The 15,045-nt window shown below is 68.8% G+C and carries 14 protein-coding genes and 1 tRNA gene; 9 read left to right on the top strand and 6 right to left on the bottom strand.

Annotated elements, in window-relative coordinates; genetic code table 11:
- Nucleotides 1-126: 126 nt before the first annotated feature.
- The 3 genes from hrpA to ACFQ91_RS03785 all read right to left on the bottom strand — a co-directional run bounded on the left by hrpA (nt 127) and on the right by ACFQ91_RS03785 (nt 6,459).
- Nucleotides 127-4,455: an ATP-dependent RNA helicase HrpA gene (hrpA, locus tag ACFQ91_RS03795; protein WP_198498276.1), complete on the bottom strand. Its 4,329-nt coding sequence runs from the start codon at nt 4,453-4,455 to the stop codon at nt 127-129.
- A 100-nt stretch (nt 4,456-4,555) separates the two neighbouring features.
- Nucleotides 4,556-5,863: an Nramp family divalent metal transporter gene (locus ACFQ91_RS03790; RefSeq protein WP_198498275.1), complete on the bottom strand. Its 1,308-nt coding sequence runs from the start codon at nt 5,861-5,863 to the stop codon at nt 4,556-4,558.
- A 146-nt stretch (nt 5,864-6,009) separates the two neighbouring features.
- Nucleotides 6,010-6,459, bottom strand: coding sequence for a DUF4186 domain-containing protein (locus tag ACFQ91_RS03785; protein ID WP_198498274.1), 450 nt, complete (start codon nt 6,457-6,459; stop codon nt 6,010-6,012).
- 131 nt (nt 6,460-6,590) lie between these two features.
- Between ACFQ91_RS03785 and ACFQ91_RS03780 the strand changes: the two genes are divergently transcribed.
- The 7 genes from ACFQ91_RS03780 (at nt 6,591) to ACFQ91_RS03750 (ending at nt 11,523) form a co-directional block, all read left to right on the top strand.
- Nucleotides 6,591-6,971, top strand: coding sequence for a YidH family protein (locus tag ACFQ91_RS03780; protein ID WP_137824252.1), 381 nt, complete (start codon nt 6,591-6,593; stop codon nt 6,969-6,971).
- Complete coding sequence (locus ACFQ91_RS03775; protein ID WP_232623536.1) at nt 6,968-7,318, top strand: DUF202 domain-containing protein; 351 nt, start codon at nt 6,968-6,970, stop codon at nt 7,316-7,318. The genes ACFQ91_RS03780 and ACFQ91_RS03775 overlap by 4 nt, the downstream gene beginning before the upstream one ends.
- A gap of 147 nt (nt 7,319-7,465) precedes the next feature.
- Nucleotides 7,466-7,786: a hypothetical protein gene (locus tag ACFQ91_RS03770; protein ID WP_198498272.1), complete on the top strand. Its 321-nt coding sequence runs from the start codon at nt 7,466-7,468 to the stop codon at nt 7,784-7,786.
- Between the two features lie 37 nt (nt 7,787-7,823).
- Complete coding sequence (locus tag ACFQ91_RS03765; RefSeq protein ID WP_198498271.1) at nt 7,824-8,750, top strand: AEC family transporter; 927 nt, start codon at nt 7,824-7,826, stop codon at nt 8,748-8,750.
- A gap of 121 nt (nt 8,751-8,871) precedes the next feature.
- Nucleotides 8,872-9,960 (top strand): TIGR01906 family membrane protein, encoded by a 1,089-nt coding sequence (locus tag ACFQ91_RS03760; protein WP_232623535.1) that lies wholly within the window; start codon nt 8,872-8,874, stop codon nt 9,958-9,960.
- Nucleotides 9,961-10,270: 310 nt separating this feature from the next.
- A complete protein-coding gene (locus ACFQ91_RS03755) occupies nt 10,271-11,173 on the top strand; it encodes an SDR family oxidoreductase (protein WP_198498270.1) in 903 nt (300 codons plus the stop codon).
- 71 nt (nt 11,174-11,244) lie between these two features.
- Nucleotides 11,245-11,523 carry a hypothetical protein gene (locus tag ACFQ91_RS03750; protein ID WP_198498269.1) on the top strand — a complete coding sequence of 93 codons (279 nt, stop codon included), beginning with the start codon at nt 11,245-11,247 and terminating at the stop codon, nt 11,521-11,523.
- Nucleotides 11,524-11,579: 56 nt separating this feature from the next.
- Here the strand turns inward: ACFQ91_RS03750 and ppk2 are convergent, their stop codons facing one another.
- Nucleotides 11,580-12,482 (bottom strand): polyphosphate kinase 2, encoded by a 903-nt coding sequence (gene ppk2, locus ACFQ91_RS03745; protein WP_137824258.1) that lies wholly within the window; start codon nt 12,480-12,482, stop codon nt 11,580-11,582.
- 96 nt (nt 12,483-12,578) lie between these two features.
- Nucleotides 12,579-13,799, bottom strand: a complete 1,221-nt coding sequence (locus ACFQ91_RS03740; RefSeq protein ID WP_198498268.1) for an MFS transporter — start codon at nt 13,797-13,799, stop codon at nt 12,579-12,581.
- A 131-nt stretch (nt 13,800-13,930) separates the two neighbouring features.
- On the opposite strand from ACFQ91_RS03740, the gene ACFQ91_RS03735 reads away from it, so the two are divergent.
- A tRNA-Leu gene (locus tag ACFQ91_RS03735) sits at nt 13,931-14,004 on the top strand.
- A gap of 40 nt (nt 14,005-14,044) precedes the next feature.
- Nucleotides 14,045-14,536 carry a hypothetical protein gene (locus ACFQ91_RS03730; RefSeq protein WP_198498267.1) on the top strand — a complete coding sequence of 164 codons (492 nt, stop codon included), beginning with the start codon at nt 14,045-14,047 and terminating at the stop codon, nt 14,534-14,536.
- A gap of 54 nt (nt 14,537-14,590) precedes the next feature.
- Here ACFQ91_RS03730 and ACFQ91_RS03725 read toward each other — a convergent pair whose 3' ends face one another.
- Nucleotides 14,591-14,974 (bottom strand): helix-turn-helix domain-containing protein, encoded by a 384-nt coding sequence (locus ACFQ91_RS03725; protein ID WP_198498266.1) that lies wholly within the window; start codon nt 14,972-14,974, stop codon nt 14,591-14,593.
- Nucleotides 14,975-15,045: the final 71 nt, after the last annotated feature.

The following is a 15,045-nucleotide window of genomic DNA, read 5'->3' as shown; positions in this document are numbered from 1 at the left end:
CGGTGTGTGTGCAACTCCACGTGCGGGATGGGTCGCTCGCACCGGGGCCAGAGGACCCCGAGACGCACGACCACCGAAGCGCCGTCGCTCACTGAGGCCGACCCGCGAACGACGAACGGCGACCGGCTACAGCAGGGCCAGGGCCTTCGCGATGCGCTTCTCCGAGACCGGCTGCGGGGTGCCCAAGCCGTTCGCGTAGAGGCTGACGCGCAGCTCCTCGAGCTGGACGAGCACCGCTCGCCACTCACTCGGCACCGCGACGAGCCACCGGTTCCACGGCTCGGATCCCAGTCCCGGGAAACGGGTCGCGAGCTTCTTCGCGACCGCCTCGGCGCTGCCGGTCACCCGATCCATGAGCTGACGATCACGCATCGGAGAGTCCTGCATGGCGCCGATGCGGACCGTCTCCGCCTCGACCCACCGCGGCAGAGCGCTCACCATCGCCGGTGTCATCGCCGCGATCGCCGCCGCACTGACCCGTGATCCGGTCCAGGCCTGGACATCGGCGAGATTGGCGAGGATCGTCAGCGACGACGCCGACGACATCAGCTTCTCGAGCTCGGTGGCGCGGCGCAGCGCCGTGATGACCGCAGGCAGCAGCGTCGCCGTGACCTCGGTGATCTGCGCATTCACCGCAGTCCGCAGCCGGGAGAATGCCGCCTCATCGCCGACCCACGACGTCTCGGCAGGTCCGAGCTCGGACTCGACGATGCCGCGCACGCCGGCGCGCACGATGGCGGCGAGCAGCTCATCGGAGCGCTTCTGATGCCCGGCGAGGACGAGCTTCTCCTCCGTCGTCAGCCCGTCCCGCAGATAGTTCAGCGCCTCACCCGCACCCAGGCTGAGCAGGGTGATGACCGCCTCCCGGCTGGCCAGGCGCGCCTGGACCGCGGTGTCGAAGGCGACGAGGTCGACGCTCTCTCCGCGATCGGCGAGCCCGGGCACGACACCGGCATCGGCGGTGTCCGGATCCGCCAGCTGCCCGATGCTCCACGAGGTCAGCCCCCGCTTCTCGGTGAATGCCGAGGCCTTCACGCGCGCCTTCTTCACCTGCGGCTTCGCGGTCTTCGTCAGCACGCTGAGGTCCTCACCGAGGCCGACGGTCCTCGTCCCGTCGACGAGGCGGAAGCGGATGCGCAGATGCGCGGGAATCCGCTCCCGATCGAAGTCGTCGGCCGACACGGTGATCGGCACGAGGTCCTGGAGGCCTCCGCCGCCCGCGCGGTCACTGAGGTGGGCGGCGAGCACCTCGGGAAGGCTCCCCTGATACGGGGTGAGGGCGGGCAGGATCTCCCGCGCGACGTCCGGGGCGGGAACGAAGTAGCGTCGCTTGTTCTTCGGCAGCGACCGGATGTAGGCGGCGACGAGCTCCTCGCGCAGACCCGGCACCTGCCAGCTGAACTCGTTGGGATCGACGAGCGGGACCGCCGCTGCCGGGATCTCGACGGTGACCCCGTCCTCCGTCGATCCGGGGTCGAACGAGTAGCGCAGCTTCGCCGCCGTCCCGTCGGCGAGCTCCCATTCCATGGGATAGTCCTCAGCCACCGAGGCGGTCAGCGACTCGCTGTCTTCGCTGAGCAGCACCGCGGTCGTGAGGTCGAGCAGGTGCGGATCGCGCCGCTTCTGCCCCTTCCACCACGACCGGAGATCCGCCGCCGAGGTGACCGTGGCGGGAATCCTGGCATCGTAGAAGTCGAAGAGGGCGTCGTCCTGGTCGAGGACCCGACGGTTCCTGGTCCGCGAGGCGAGTTCCTCCGCCTCCTCGACGACGGCGGCATTGTGGTCGAGGAAGCCGAACCGCTCACGCCAGTCACCGTCGATGAGGCCGTTGCGGATGAGCATGTCCCTGGCCGCGGCCGCATCGATCGTGCCGTAGCCGACCCGTCTGTCGCTGGCGAGCGTGACGCCGTAGAGCGCGATCTTCTCGTGCACCATCGCCGCCCCCGCCGTCCGCGACCAGTGCGGTTCCGAATGCTGCCGGGTCACGAGGTCGCCAGCGGCGTCGATGACCCAGTCGGGGTCGATCGCCGCGACCGTGCGCGCCCACAGCCGCGAGGTCTCGACGAGCTCGGCGGCCATGACGAAGTCGGGATTGACCTTGAACAGCCCCGATCCCGGGAAGATCGCGAACCGCGTGCCGCGCGCCCCCTGGTAGTCCTTGTGCTTCTCCGAGCGCGACCCGATCATCGACAGCAGCCCGGTGAGCAGCGCCCGGTGGATCGCCACGGCTCGCAGGTCGAGCTTCATCGCCGCGGCGTCGGCTCCGCGGCCCGGCTCGACTCCCCCGCGGGCCTTCTTCGCCTGCTTCTTCGCCGCCGTGAGCTCGGCGAACCCGATTTTGCCCTGTCCGCTTCGGTTCTCAGACGATGTCCTCGCCGAGGCGACCGCCCCCTGACCGCGGCCCTGAACTCGGCGGTTCGCCCCCTGGTGTCCGGCACCGTCTCGTCCGGCACGGCTGTCATCTCCGCCGGCAGCCGCCTCGGTGTCGCCCTGACGCCAGGTCGGACGGTCGACCCGGATGCCCGCGGACCCGAGCAGGGAGCGGAGCTGGCCGACGAGGTCCTGCCATTCGCGGATCCGGACGAAGTTGAGGAACTCGGCCTTCATCTGCCGACGGAACTTCGACGACGACATCGACGCCTGCGCGTCCTCGAGGTAGTTCCACAGGTTGAGGTAGGAGAGGAAGTCGCTGCCGCGATGGACGAACCGGGCGTGCTTCTCATCGGCGGCGGCCCGCACCTCGGTGGGGCGCTCGCGCGGATCCTGGATCGACAGGGCGGCGACGATGACGAGGACCTCTCCCCCTACCCCGGCCTCGGCACCGGCGATGACCATCCGCGCCAGCCTGGGGTCGATGGGGAGGACGGAGAGCTTCCTGCCGGTCGGGGTCACCGTGATGGCGCCCGACTTGTCACTCGTCAGTGCCCCGAGTTCGGCGAGGAGCGTGCGCCCGTCACGGACTGCCTTGGCATCGGGCGGGGTGAGGAACGGGAAGCCGAGGATCTCCTCGTCGGATGAGGCGAACCCGAGGTCGGCCATCTGGAGGATGACGCTGGCGAGGTTGGTCCGCAGGATCTCAGGGTCGGTGAACTCCGGCCGGGACTCGAAGTCGGCCTCCGAGTAGAGACGGATTGTGATGCCCTCGCTCGTCCGTCCGGAGCGGCCCTTGCGCTGGTTCGCGCTGGCCTGCGAGATCCGCTCGATCGGCAGCCGCTGGACTCGGGTCCGGTTGGAGTAGCGGGAGATGCGGGCGGTGCCGACGTCGATGACGTATTTGATGCCCGGCACCGTCAGGGACGTCTCGGCGACGTTCGTGGCGAGGACGATGCGCGGACGCGAATGGGGTCGGAAGACCTTCTGCTGCTCACCGGCCGAGAGCCGGGCGAAGAGCGGGATGACCTCCCACTGGCGCATCCGCGGGTTCTTCCGCACATGCGCCTCGAGGGCGTCAGCGGTGTCGCGGATCTCGCGCTCTCCGGAGAGGAAGACGAGGATGTCGCCCGGTTCTTCGGCGCTGAGTTCGTCGACAGCGGCGATGATGCCGTCGATCTGGTCCTCGACCCCGGTCTCGTAGTCCCCGGATTCGCCGGGTCCATCGACGTCATCGTCGGCGGTGTCGTCGGTCAGGGGCCGGTAGCGGACCTCGACCGGATAGGTTCGGCCCTCGACTTCGATGATCGGGGCGTCGTCGAAGTGCTGCGAGAAGGATTCGGGGTCGATCGTCGCCGAGGTGATGATGATCTTGAGATCGGGCCGCTGCCGGCGCACCTCTTTGAGGTAGCCGAGGAGGAAGTCGATGTTGAGGCTGCGTTCGTGCGCCTCGTCGATGATGATGACCTCGTAGTCGCGCAGCAGTTTGTCGCGGGAGAGCTCGGAGAGGAGGATGCCGTCGGTCATCACCTTGATCCGGGTCTCGTCGGCGACCTGCGCGGTGAACCGCACCTGATAGCCGACGGTGCCCCCGAGGTCCTCGCCGAGTTCGTCGGCGATGCGTTCGGCCACGGTGCGCGCGGCGATGCGCCGCGGCTGGGTGTGACCGATCATGCCCTCGACGCCGAGGCCGAGGTCGAGGCAGATCTTCGGCAGCTGCGTCGTCTTGCCCGACCCGGTCTCACCGGCGATGATGACGACCTGGTTGTCGCGGATCGCCTCGGCGATCTCATCCTTCGCCGCACTGACCGGAAGTTCCTCCGGGTATGTCACCGCCACGGGGTGGGCGGCCCGCGACTCCCGCAGGCGGGCACGGCGCTCGCGGTGCTCGGCCCCGGTCATGCCCCGGCGGCCGCGGCGCTTCGCCGACCCGCCTCGGCGGGATCCTCTTCTGCCGCGGGACCGCTCGCTGGGAGTGCGCTCATCGGCCGGGCGCTCGCTGCTCACCGGGCGCTCATCGGTACGGCGCTCGTCGTTCCGGGAGGTGTTCTGGTGCTCGGGTGCTGCCGAGTTCTCGTCTGCCATCTCACCTCCCAGCTTATCGTCCGCCTGCCCTCCCTCAGCGCAGCCGGTGAGCGGCCGGGCCGGCAGCGTCAGCGCCGCTGCCGCGCCTCAGCACGGCATCTCAGCTCCACAGCGGGGAAAGGGCATCGATGAGCTGTTGGACGCCGAGGATGAGGAAGAGGAGTGCGGTGATCCCGAGCGCAAGGTTCGTGTGCCACCGGTTCGCCCATTCCTTCGGCACGCGCTTGCCGTTGAGCAGGCCGAGGAGGGTGAGGGCGAGGAACGGCATGAACAGCGCCCCGAGCACGCCGTAGGTCAGGATGAGCCCGATCGGCCGGTCGAGGAGGAAGAGGATCATCGGCGGGAACGTCAGCCACAGGAGGTAGAACTTGAAGTACTTGCCGCCGGTCAGCGTGTCCGGGTGCCCGGCGGGCTTCTTGCGCATGTGGCCCCAGAAGTCGGCGAACATCAGCGAGACGCCGTTCCACACTCCGATGATCGAGGAGAACGATGCCGCCCAGAATCCGACGAGGAAGCCGACGCCGACGACGTCGCCGTAGCGGGCCTTGAGGACATCGGTGAGGTCGAGGAGTCCCTCATCCCCGGCGGAGAGGGCGACGCCGGCGGAGCGGACCACCTCGGCGCCGACGATGAGCATCGCGATGACGAAGATGCCGGTCATGACGTAGGCCATCGTGTTGTCGATGCGCATCACGCGCATCCACTTGGGCGTGATCCACCCCTTCTCCCGCAGCCAGTACCCGTAGGCGGCCAGGGTGATCGTGCCGCCGACGCCACCGGCGAGCGCGAGCGTGTAGACGACCCCGCCGTCGGGGATGAGCGGGATGAGGCCGCGGAGCATCTCCGGCACATTGGGCACGGCGATGACGGCGAGGCCGACGACGGTGACGAACATGATCCCGACGAGGACCGCGGTGATCCTCTCGAACACCGTGTACCGGCCCAGCCACACCATCGTGAAGCCGGCGAGCCCCATGAGGACGGCCCACACCGTCAGCGGCACCATGGGGAAGAGCGCGGCCAGCGGCAAGGCCGCCGAACTCATCGCCGTCGCACCGTAGACGAAGCCCCAGATGATGATGTAGGGGCCGAAGTACCAGGTCGTCCACCGGCCCAGTGACCGCCAGCCCTCGAAGATCGTCTTGCCGGTGGCCAGGGTGTAGCGTCCGGCGCCTTCGACGAGGATGATCTTGAGGAGGACGCCGACGATGACGGCCCACAGCAGCGCATAGCCGTACCGGCTGCCGGCGACGAGCGTGGCGACCATGTCGGCGGCACCGACACCGGTGGCCGCCACGACGAGGCCCGGGCCGATGACCTTCCACTTCGGTCTGCCCTCGGCCTCACCGACGGTGCCGTGACCGGAGTCCTGCGGCGGTGCTGGCGGTTGGCTCGGTCCGTCGGTCATACGTCTCCTTCGTCGTCTCCGGCACTGCCGACGCGAACGTCACCGGTCCGGTCGGCAGGGTCTGCGTTCATGCTACGTCAGCACGGAGGCACGACCGCGTGCTGCCTCACAGGGTGGGACACGGGTGCAGAGACGCAGGCGATGGATCAGAAGAGGGCGGGCTGCCTCACCGTCCTCTGCGATCTCCTCGACGCCGCGGTCGGCGGTCTCGGCACGGACCGTCGGGCGGGGGCGGAGGCGAGCTCGAGTTCGATCCACCGGCAGATGACGGCGACGACCTCGGACTGTTCGGCGGCAGTGAGCGCACGACCGGCGGCGATGCCGTGGCTGGACTGCAGGCACGTGCGACAGCACGTCGCCGTGGCGTGCTGGGCGAGGAAGACGGGGTGGCCCTTCCACGGGGTCTGCTTGCCGTCGCGTGGCGGATTGCGCGGGGCCAGTCGGGTGGCGATGAAGTCCTCTGCGTGCCGCTTCATCGTGTCCATGTCGCGTGCGGCGATGTAGTCGAGGTCGGAGTCGCGGAGGTGGAAGCGCGAGCGGAAAGGGGTGCGGGTGATGCGCCCGATCCGCTCGTCCAACTGCTGGTGATCCGTCATGTGGGGAGCGTATCCGGCGCCACTGACACGGGTCGGCGGACACCGGCGGTGACCGCAGACGGTGGTCACCGCCGCATCACACTGTGAACGGTGACGGCCCGGGAGTGGGACGCGGATGTATTCTCAAAGACGTGGCACACGACGACACGCGCAGCAGGCTCGCCCAGCGGATGTTCCCCGACGGGGAGGATCCCGACCCGCGGTTCACGCTCGCGAACGAGCGGACGTTCCTCTCCTGGATCCGCACGTCGCTGGCGTTCATCGGCGGCGGCATCGCGGTCGAGGCGTTCACCGGGGCGATCTTCTCCCCCGGGCTGCGCGCGACGCTGTCGATCGTGCTCATGGCCATCGGATTCGTCCTCGCCGCCGGAGCCGCCTTCCGCTGGTTCCGCATCGAGTCGGCGATGCGGCGCAAGGAGTCGCTGCCCCTGCCGCTCATCATCCCCATCGTCAGCCTCGCCTCGGCGCTCGGTGCCGGTCTCCTCGTCCTCGTCTTCTCCGGGGTGCTGTGACCCCGTCGAAGTCGACGCGGTACATGCCGCACGAGGATCCGGGCCTGCAGCCGGAGCGGACGACCCAGTCGTGGCTGCGGACGAGCCTGACGATGACCGTCGTCAGTCTCCTCTTCATCCGCTGGATCACGATCTTCCCCGTCGTCTCCGTCTCCGTCTTCGTCCTCTGCCTCGGCCTCGCCATCGCGGCGATCGCCATGCAGGCCGACCGATACCGCATCGGCGCCGGGTCGATCCGCGCCGAACGCGGTCAGCCCACACCGTGGGCGGTCATCTCCATCACCGTCTCCGTCTGTCTCATCGCCGCCCTCGGCATCGCCTCGGTGATCCAGCTGACCTTCGGCTGAGGGACCCGGGCCCCTCCGTTCGGGAGCGTCGATCCGGTCCTCTCCGCTCCACCGGACTCCGCCAGCTCCCACTGCCGCCGCGACATCGACGTTCCTCGTCGTGAGACCGCCGTCCCGAGTCATCAGGGGCCTCCCTAGACTGGGGGCATGAAGGATGCCCAGGAAGTCTCCACTGCCCCACTCGTCGGCCTCGGCCTCATCGGCGGGTTTCTCACCGCCCGCGAGACCGGGATCCGCCCCCTCGGCGGGGTCGTCCTCGCCGCCGCCGGCGCATACGCGGCACGCACGTGGTACGTCAAGCGCGGTTGGCCCACGGCGACCGCCCTCAGCCTCGCCTACCTCGGCGGGTTCGGTCTCTCGCACCCGCTGGCGAAGAAGATCGGGGCCTGGCCCGCCGTCTTCACCGTGACCGCCGCGAGTGCCGCGGCCGCCCACTTCGCCGTCGACGCAGTCCCGGCGAAGGACTGACCCGACCACTCACAGAAACGAGGATCACCGGTAGCCCATGCTGGCCGTATTCGAAGGATTCGCCGTCATCGCGGGGGTCATCCTCGTCGGGTTCCTCCTCGGGCGCTCCGGAGTCCTCGGGCCCAGCGGACAGCAGGTCATCGCGAAGCTCGTCTTCTACGCGGGCACCCCGACGCTGCTCTACGTCACGGTCTCCCAGACCGACCTCGGGCTGATCTTCAATACGGCGCTGCTCGCCACCGGCGGGTCGGCGATCATCGTCGGGTTCCTCCTCTTCGCCCTCACCCGCTGGGTGCGCAAACGCAGCACCGGCGAGGCGATGTTCTCCGCGTGGGCGGTCAGCTACGTCAACATCGGCAACCTCGGGATCCCGATCGCCGCCTACGTCCTCCACGACGTCGGCTACGTCGCCCCCGTCCTGCTCTTCCAGCTCATCGTCCTCGCCCCGATCGGCATGACCGTCCTCGACGGCGCGGGCAAGAAGAAGCACGACACTCACTGGTACACCACGATCCTCCAGGTCGCGAAGAACCCGATCCTGCTCGGGGCGGCGGCAGGAGTGGCCGCCTCGGCGACGGGATTCGAGCTCCCGCGGTTCATCTTCGAGCCGATCGACATGATCGGGGCGACGGCGGTGCCCGGCGCCCTGCTCGCGTTCGGCATCTCTCTTAAGGACGGGTGGGCGCTGCCGATCAAGGGCACCCGTTCGCAGCTGAGCTACATCACCGTCGGCAAACTCGTCGCCCAGCCGGTCATCGCCTGGGCGATCGGCGGCCCGCTGCTGGGCTATACGGGCATCGACCTGTTCGCCATCGTCGTCACCTCCGCCCTGCCGACGGCGCAGAACGTCTACATCTACGCGATGCAGTATCGCCAATCCGAGGCGCTCATGCGCGATGCCGTCTTCATCACCACGGTCCTTGCCGTGCCGGCCCTCGTCATCGTCGCCGCTCTCCTCGGGTGAGGGGCGGCGTCCTCAAGTGAGGACTGCCCGTGACAATGCCAGGGGCCGACCGCCTCGGCGATATCGGGGTCCGTGGCGTGTCCTCCCGGGCTCGGCGCACCCTGTCACTGACAATGGGAGCGTGGCTGGAGACGAGAAGAACGAGACCGAAGACCTCCTGAGCAGGCGCATGAGCTCAGGGTCGACGAGCGCTGCCGACAAGTCCTCGGCGCCTCTCGAGGCCGCGAACGACCCGTCGACCGACACCGAGGCGTTCGATCCGATCAAGGATCCCATCCTCAAGGAGGAGCCCCGCCCGTCGACCGGCCCGGTGCGCGTGGCACCCGCCCACTCGAATGCGCCGCAGGAGACCGCCCGCACTCGCGAGGTCCCTGCCAACGGTGCGGCCGCGACGACGCCGGGGAGCGCTTCCCGCCCCTCGGTGATGAGCGAGGAGGACTGGGCGGCGGTGACGAAGGCCGCGACGTCGACCGACACGCACGAGCCGGAGTACCCCGAACGCCGCCGGAACCCCCTCGACATCATCGGCACGATCTGGATCGCCCTGTCCGTGCCGTTCATGCTCCTCGCGCTCTCCGTGCGCGCGATCGCCTCGGGGATGTTCCTCAAGTTCGAGTACTTCCGCCCCGGCTTCCCTGCCGATCAGTTCGGCTTCGGCTCCGCCGACCGCGAGCACTACGGCACGTACGTCATCGACTACCTCCACAACCTCGACTCGCGCCGCTACCTCGCCGATGTCGTCATGCCCAACGGCGAACCCGTCTTCATCTCCTCCGAGCTCGACCACATGGCCGACGTCAAGGGCCTCATCTCCCTCCTCTACCTCATCGCGATCATCGGCTTCATCGGCACGGTCCTCTTCTCCCTCTACCTCTCGCGCAGGAACGGGATGGGCATGCGCATCGGGTTCCGCCTCGGCGCGATCTTCAGCTTCATCGCGATGGCCGGCCTCGCCGTCGTCGCGCTGCTGGGCTGGGAGAGCTTCTTCCGCGGATTCCACCGCGTCTTCTTCGCCGACGGGACGTGGGAGTTCTACGCCGACGACTCCCTCATCCGCCTCTTCCCGCCCCAGTTCTGGGTCGACGCGGGCATCGGTGCGGGCGGGATCTTCCTCCTCCTCACCATCATCCTCTTCCTCTTCAGCTTCGCCGGTCACAAGAAACGCAAAGCCGCGAAGAAGGCCCAGCGCGAGTCCGCCGACCGCATCTGAATCCCGCCGCAGGTAGCGGCACTCTGCGCTCACGCGCTCCACGGTTCCGGCCGGGTGGTCTTTCCCCTTCCACCCGGCCGCATGCTTTCTCCGCCCTCCCATATCGCCGAGGTGGCTGAACTTCGCCGTTCCGCGCCCGCAGACGATCATCCCCCGTTGAACGTCTGCACCGTTCCGCATCGTGCCGTGGGCGTCAGGTGTGAGTCCCCGGCGAACCTCTCCCCGCGCTTGCACGGGCGGCCGGGTCTGAGTAACGTCGATGACAAGGCACCATGCCTGAAACCCGGCACCGATCGAAGGAGCCTCGACCATGGCGAATGACACCGATCAGCTGACGTTCCAGAACCCCGTCACCCGCTATCCCAGCATCACCCCGCCCCGGCAGGATCAGCCCGAACCGGGTCTCGATCGCGACCTCGAACCCCAGACCGATCGCGGTGAGGACTCGTATCGCGGAACGGGCAGGCTCGAGGGCCGCAGAGCTCTCATCACGGGAGGCGACTCGGGCCTCGGGGCGGCGATCGCGATCGCCTTCGCCCGCGAGGGCGCTGACGTCGCGCTCAACTACCTCCCCGTCGAGCAGCCCGACGCCGACGAGGTCAAGCGCGTCATCGAGGCGACCGGACGCGCGGTCCACCTCTTCCCCGGCGACCTCACCGACCCGCAGTTCTGCGCGGACCTCGTCACAGACGCCGCCGACGCCCTCGGCGGGCTCGATGCCGTGGTCAACAACGCCGGCCGGCAGATCTCCGTCGAGGCGATCTCCGATCTCACCGACGAGCAGTGGGCGAAGACGTTCCAGACGAACATCGCTGCGATCTTCCACATCAGCAAGGCCGCCGCCGAGGTGCTGGCCCCGGGATCGACGATCGTCAACTCCACCTCGGTGCAGGCGTACAGTCCCTCGGCCCACCTCCTCGACTACGCCTCGACGAAGGCCGCGATCAACAACTTCTCGAAGGGCCTCGCCCAGCAGCTCGCACCCCGCGGCATCCGCGTCAACGCCGTCGCTCCGGGACCGTTCTGGACCCCATTGCAGGTCTCCGACGGACAGCCGAAGGACGCCCTGCCCGAGTTCGGCAAGGACACCGCTCTCGGTCGCGCCGGCCAGCCCACCGAGGTGGCGCCCGCCTACGTGTTCCTCACGTCCCCGGAGTCGAGCTACGTCGTCGGTGAGACCCTCAACGTCAACGGCGGTCAGCCGACGCCCTGACCGTCGAGGCACCTCCAAGCCCCCAGCGGTGAGCACCGCGCTGACCGCACCTCTGATGAAAGGACATGCTCATGAGCTCCGAGACCACCCCGCCCGATGAGACCTCAAGCCCCGACACAAGCCCCGACAAGAGCTCCGAGCCTGCAGCCGCGGTGACGAAAGCACCGCAGGTGTCGACCGACGAGGACGGCGACACCGTGCGCGGCAGCGCAGCGGGCACCGACGGAACGACGGACGAGCACCGCGCCGACGCGCCCGGCAGCGCGGCCGACGACGACGGCCTCGTCGACGTCGGTGAGGTCCTCACCGGCGAATCCTCCGACGACGGACCTCCCGAGATGCCCGCCTGAGAACGACACCGGCTCCCGTGCACCGCACGGGGGCCGACTGTTCGTGCCGCGGCCGCTCAGTCGTCGACGGCGTCGCGACCGCGGCGGACGATGAGCGGATCCGGTTCGTAGACGATCGAGGTGTCCTTGCCCGCGTAGTCGAACTGGTTGAGGAAGTAGCGCATCGCGTTGAGGCGGGCGCGCTTCTTGTCATTGCTCTTGATCGTGATCCACGGGGCGTGATCAGTGTCCGTGCGGCGGAACGTCTCCTCCTTCGCGAACGTGTAGTCGTCCCAGCGTCCCAGCGACTCGAGGTCCATCGGCGAGAGCTTCCACCGTCGGACCGGATCGATCTGGCGGATCGCGAAGCGGGTGCGCTGTTCGCGCTGGGTGACGGAGAACCAGAACTTCGTGACGTGGACACCGGAGTCGATGAGCATCTTCTCGAACACGGGAGCCTGCTCCATGAACCGCTCGTACTCATCGTCGGTGCAGAAGTCCATGACGCGTTCGACATTGGCCCGGTTGTACCAGGACCGGTCGAACATGACGATCTCGCCGTTCGTCGGCAGGTGGCTGATGTAGCGCTGGAAGTACCACTGCCCGGCCTCCCGGTCAGAGGGCTTGTTGAGCGCGACGACCCGGGCCGCGCGCGGGTTGAGGTGTTCGGTGAAGCGCTTGATCGTCCCGCCCTTGCCGGCGGCGTCGCGGCCCTCGAAGACGATGACGTGCTTCGCGCCCGTGTCCTGCCCCCAGTACTGGAACTTCAGCAGTTCGACCTGGAGCCGGTACTTCTCGAGTTCGTACTCCTCCCGATTCATCAGCTCCGGGTACGGGTAGCCCTCGCGCCACGTCTCGACCGCCCGTCCCATCGGGTCGATGAGCTGCGGATCGGTCGTGTGGCTGTCGGCGACCGTGTAGCCTTCGACCCTGAGCTTGTCGATGTACTCACGCAGGTTCTCGTTCGGGAGGATGGACACGAAGACTCCTTCACTGCTCAGCTGCCGGTGTGGGGGATGTCGTCGCGACCCGGTCACGACCCCGGCGCCTCGGACGGTACTGGTGCGAGGTGAACATCAGGTTATGCGATCGATGTCGTGTTTCGGAACCAGGGCCGCGCCGATCAGCGGTGCGGCGGCGACGATGACGAAGGCCCACGGATACCCGAAGGCGGTGATGAGCGCCCCCAGCCCGGGTCCGACGAGCGCCGAGACCGCGAACTGCCCCGTGTTCTGCGCCCCGAGCGCCTTCCCCGACCAGCGCGGCCCCGCGGCCTCGGCCACCGAGGCGAAGGCGAGTCCGTTGTCGGCCACCGACACCGTCGAGGCGAGGACGAAGACGAGCGCGGCGACGACGGGCAGCGGGGTGAGCGAGATGAGGGCGACGGCGAGGGTGAGGACGCAGGCGGCGACGGCGACGAGGCGGATGAGGGCGACCCGGGAGCCGAGGGCGTCGGAGGCGGCGCCGATGATGAGGCGACCGAGCGCGCCGACGATCTGCGCGGCCGCGACGATCCCGCCGGCGACCGCGGCGGGCACTCCCTGGTTGGCGATGAGCCAGATGAGCCCGTAGGTCGAGAACGCGAACTGCGGGACGACGAGGAGGGCGGAGACCGTGTGGATGCGCCAGAGGAATCCGTCGGAGCGATAGGGGTTCGTCGCCGAGGCGGCGCCGGGCTGTCCGTGCTCCGGTGCGCTGGGAGGGCGGACCGCCTCGGCGCGGGGAGGGTTCCGGACGAGAGCGACGGTGACGATCGTCATCACCGCGGTGACGGCGGTAGCAAACCAGAGGTAGGCCGTGATGCCGCCGGCTGCGGCGAGCGGCGGGACGGCGAGGGCGGCGACGCTCGTGCCCAAGGGCTGCGACATCTGGCGGATGCCCATGGCGAGGCCGCGCCGATGCCGGGGAAACCAGCCGATGACGACGCGTCCGCTCGCCGAGTTCACCGAGGCCGCGGCGGCCCCGGCGAGGGCAAGGGTGACGATGAGCCAGGCCGGCGACGAGGAGAGCGGGACGGCTGCCGCGGAGGCGAGCGCGGTGAGCCCGAGGCCGAGCGTCATCGCGAGCCGCTCGCCGAACCTGTCGGCGAACGCACCCCAGGCGATGAGCGTGAGGATGAGTCCGAAGCTCGGGGCGACGCCGACGGTCCCGGCGCGCGTGAGCGAGTAGCCGAGCTCGGTGTGGAGGTACGGGATGAGGAATGCCGGACCGGTGATCGCCACGGTCGCCGCCATCTGCGCGAGCACTCCGACGACGAGGATGACCCAGGCCTGTCGGCTGGGCGCGGGCATCGTCATGGGGTGAGGCTAGTCCCTGGTCAGCACGGACGCGGTCGTGTCTCAGATCGCGGCCCCAGGCGGGGACGATATAGTGATGCTGGCGATGAGCACGCTGTCCGCGCAGCGCCACTGCGGACACGGCACCGTCACCCCCTGTAGCCCAATCGGCAGAGGCAGTCGACTTAAAATCGATTCAGTCTGGGTTCGAGTCCCAGTGGGGGGACCGTGTCGCCGGAGCTCGCGAAGTCGGGCATGATCGTCCTATGACTTCAGCGCTCATCATCCCCGGCACTCCCCCGCAGGCCGTCACCGGCCTCGACGACCCGATGACGGTCGCCGCCCCCGGACCTGCCGTGCTCTTCGATGACCGCACACCGGCGGGCCGGCTCGACCCGCGTGCCGGACGCCCGTCCGGGGCCGCGGCAGCTTCCGAGGCGACAGCTCCGGAAGCGGCACCGCCCACCGTGACTGTTCCGCAGCGCCCGCTGGCCTACCGTGAGGGCGGCCGGGACTGGCATGTCATCGGCTACGAGGCCGCCGACCACTGGGAGAACCTTTCCCCCGCGCTCCGGGCCCGGCTCCTCGCCGATCGCACCGCGCCCCTCGACGTCGACGAGTTCAAGGCGACGACGAACGGCGCGAGCGCGTCGATGATCACGAACAACTGGGTCCGCTCCGGCCATCCCCGGCAGTACCGGATCGCCGGTGAGCTGCGGGATCTCGCCGAGGTGCTCGCCCGCATCGCCGACGCCTGACCCGGCGCACCGCTCTGCTCGGCAGGCCCGAAGGCCCCTTGACCGCGCGCCCCCTCAGCTCAGCAGCGCCGTCTCAGCGGCCACCTCGGCGGCCTCCCGGTTGTGTTCGATCCGCGCGACGTTGAGCTCGGCCCAGCGTCGCAGCGTCGCGACCGGTTCGAGCAGGGAGCGACCGAGGTCGGTGAGTCGGTACTCGACCCGCGGGGGCACCTCGGCGAAGGCCTCGCGCGCGATGAGCCCGTCAGCGGTCAGGGACCGCAGCGTCGAGGTGAGCACCTTCGGGGTGATGCCGCCGACGGCCAGGCGGATCTCGTTGAAACGGCGCGGCCCCTCCTCGAGGGTCTCGATGATGAGCACCGTCCATTTGTCGCCGAGGCGGTCGAGGACGATGCGCGTGGGACAGTCGGGGTCGAACGCGTCGCCTTCCCAGTCGATCATTGTGCGAGAACTCCAATAGTTTCTTTGAGGTACCTTGTATCCTCAGTATATCGTCACTGCATCAGGAACCG

Origin of the sequence: Brevibacterium sp. NPDC056726, assembly GCF_042790515.1 — a bacterium.
In the GTDB taxonomy this organism is placed as follows: Bacteria; Actinomycetota; Actinomycetes; order Actinomycetales; family Brevibacteriaceae; genus Brevibacterium; species Brevibacterium sanguinis.
This window is presented reverse-complemented; position numbering and strand designations above follow the sequence as displayed.

Excerpts from the sequence above, each read along its gene's own strand:
- hrpA (WP_198498276.1), bottom strand. The coding sequence starts at position 4,455 with ATGGCAGACGAGAACTCGGCAGCACCCGAGCACCAGAACACCTCCCGG.
- ACFQ91_RS03790 (WP_198498275.1), bottom strand. The coding sequence starts at position 5,863 with ATGACCGACGGACCGAGCCAACCGCCAGCACCGCCGCAGGACTCCGGT.
- ACFQ91_RS03785 (WP_198498274.1), bottom strand. The coding sequence starts at position 6,459 with ATGACGGATCACCAGCAGTTGGACGAGCGGATCGGGCGCATCACCCGC.
- ACFQ91_RS03770 (WP_198498272.1), top strand. The coding sequence starts at position 7,466 with ATGAAGGATGCCCAGGAAGTCTCCACTGCCCCACTCGTCGGCCTCGGC.
- ACFQ91_RS03765 (WP_198498271.1), top strand. The coding sequence starts at position 7,824 with ATGCTGGCCGTATTCGAAGGATTCGCCGTCATCGCGGGGGTCATCCTC.
- ACFQ91_RS03755 (WP_198498270.1), top strand. The coding sequence starts at position 10,271 with ATGGCGAATGACACCGATCAGCTGACGTTCCAGAACCCCGTCACCCGC.
- ACFQ91_RS03750 (WP_198498269.1), top strand. The coding sequence starts at position 11,245 with ATGAGCTCCGAGACCACCCCGCCCGATGAGACCTCAAGCCCCGACACA.
- ACFQ91_RS03740 (WP_198498268.1), bottom strand. The coding sequence starts at position 13,799 with ATGACGATGCCCGCGCCCAGCCGACAGGCCTGGGTCATCCTCGTCGTC.
- ACFQ91_RS03730 (WP_198498267.1), top strand. The coding sequence starts at position 14,045 with ATGACTTCAGCGCTCATCATCCCCGGCACTCCCCCGCAGGCCGTCACC.
- ACFQ91_RS03725 (WP_198498266.1), bottom strand. The coding sequence starts at position 14,974 with ATGATCGACTGGGAAGGCGACGCGTTCGACCCCGACTGTCCCACGCGC.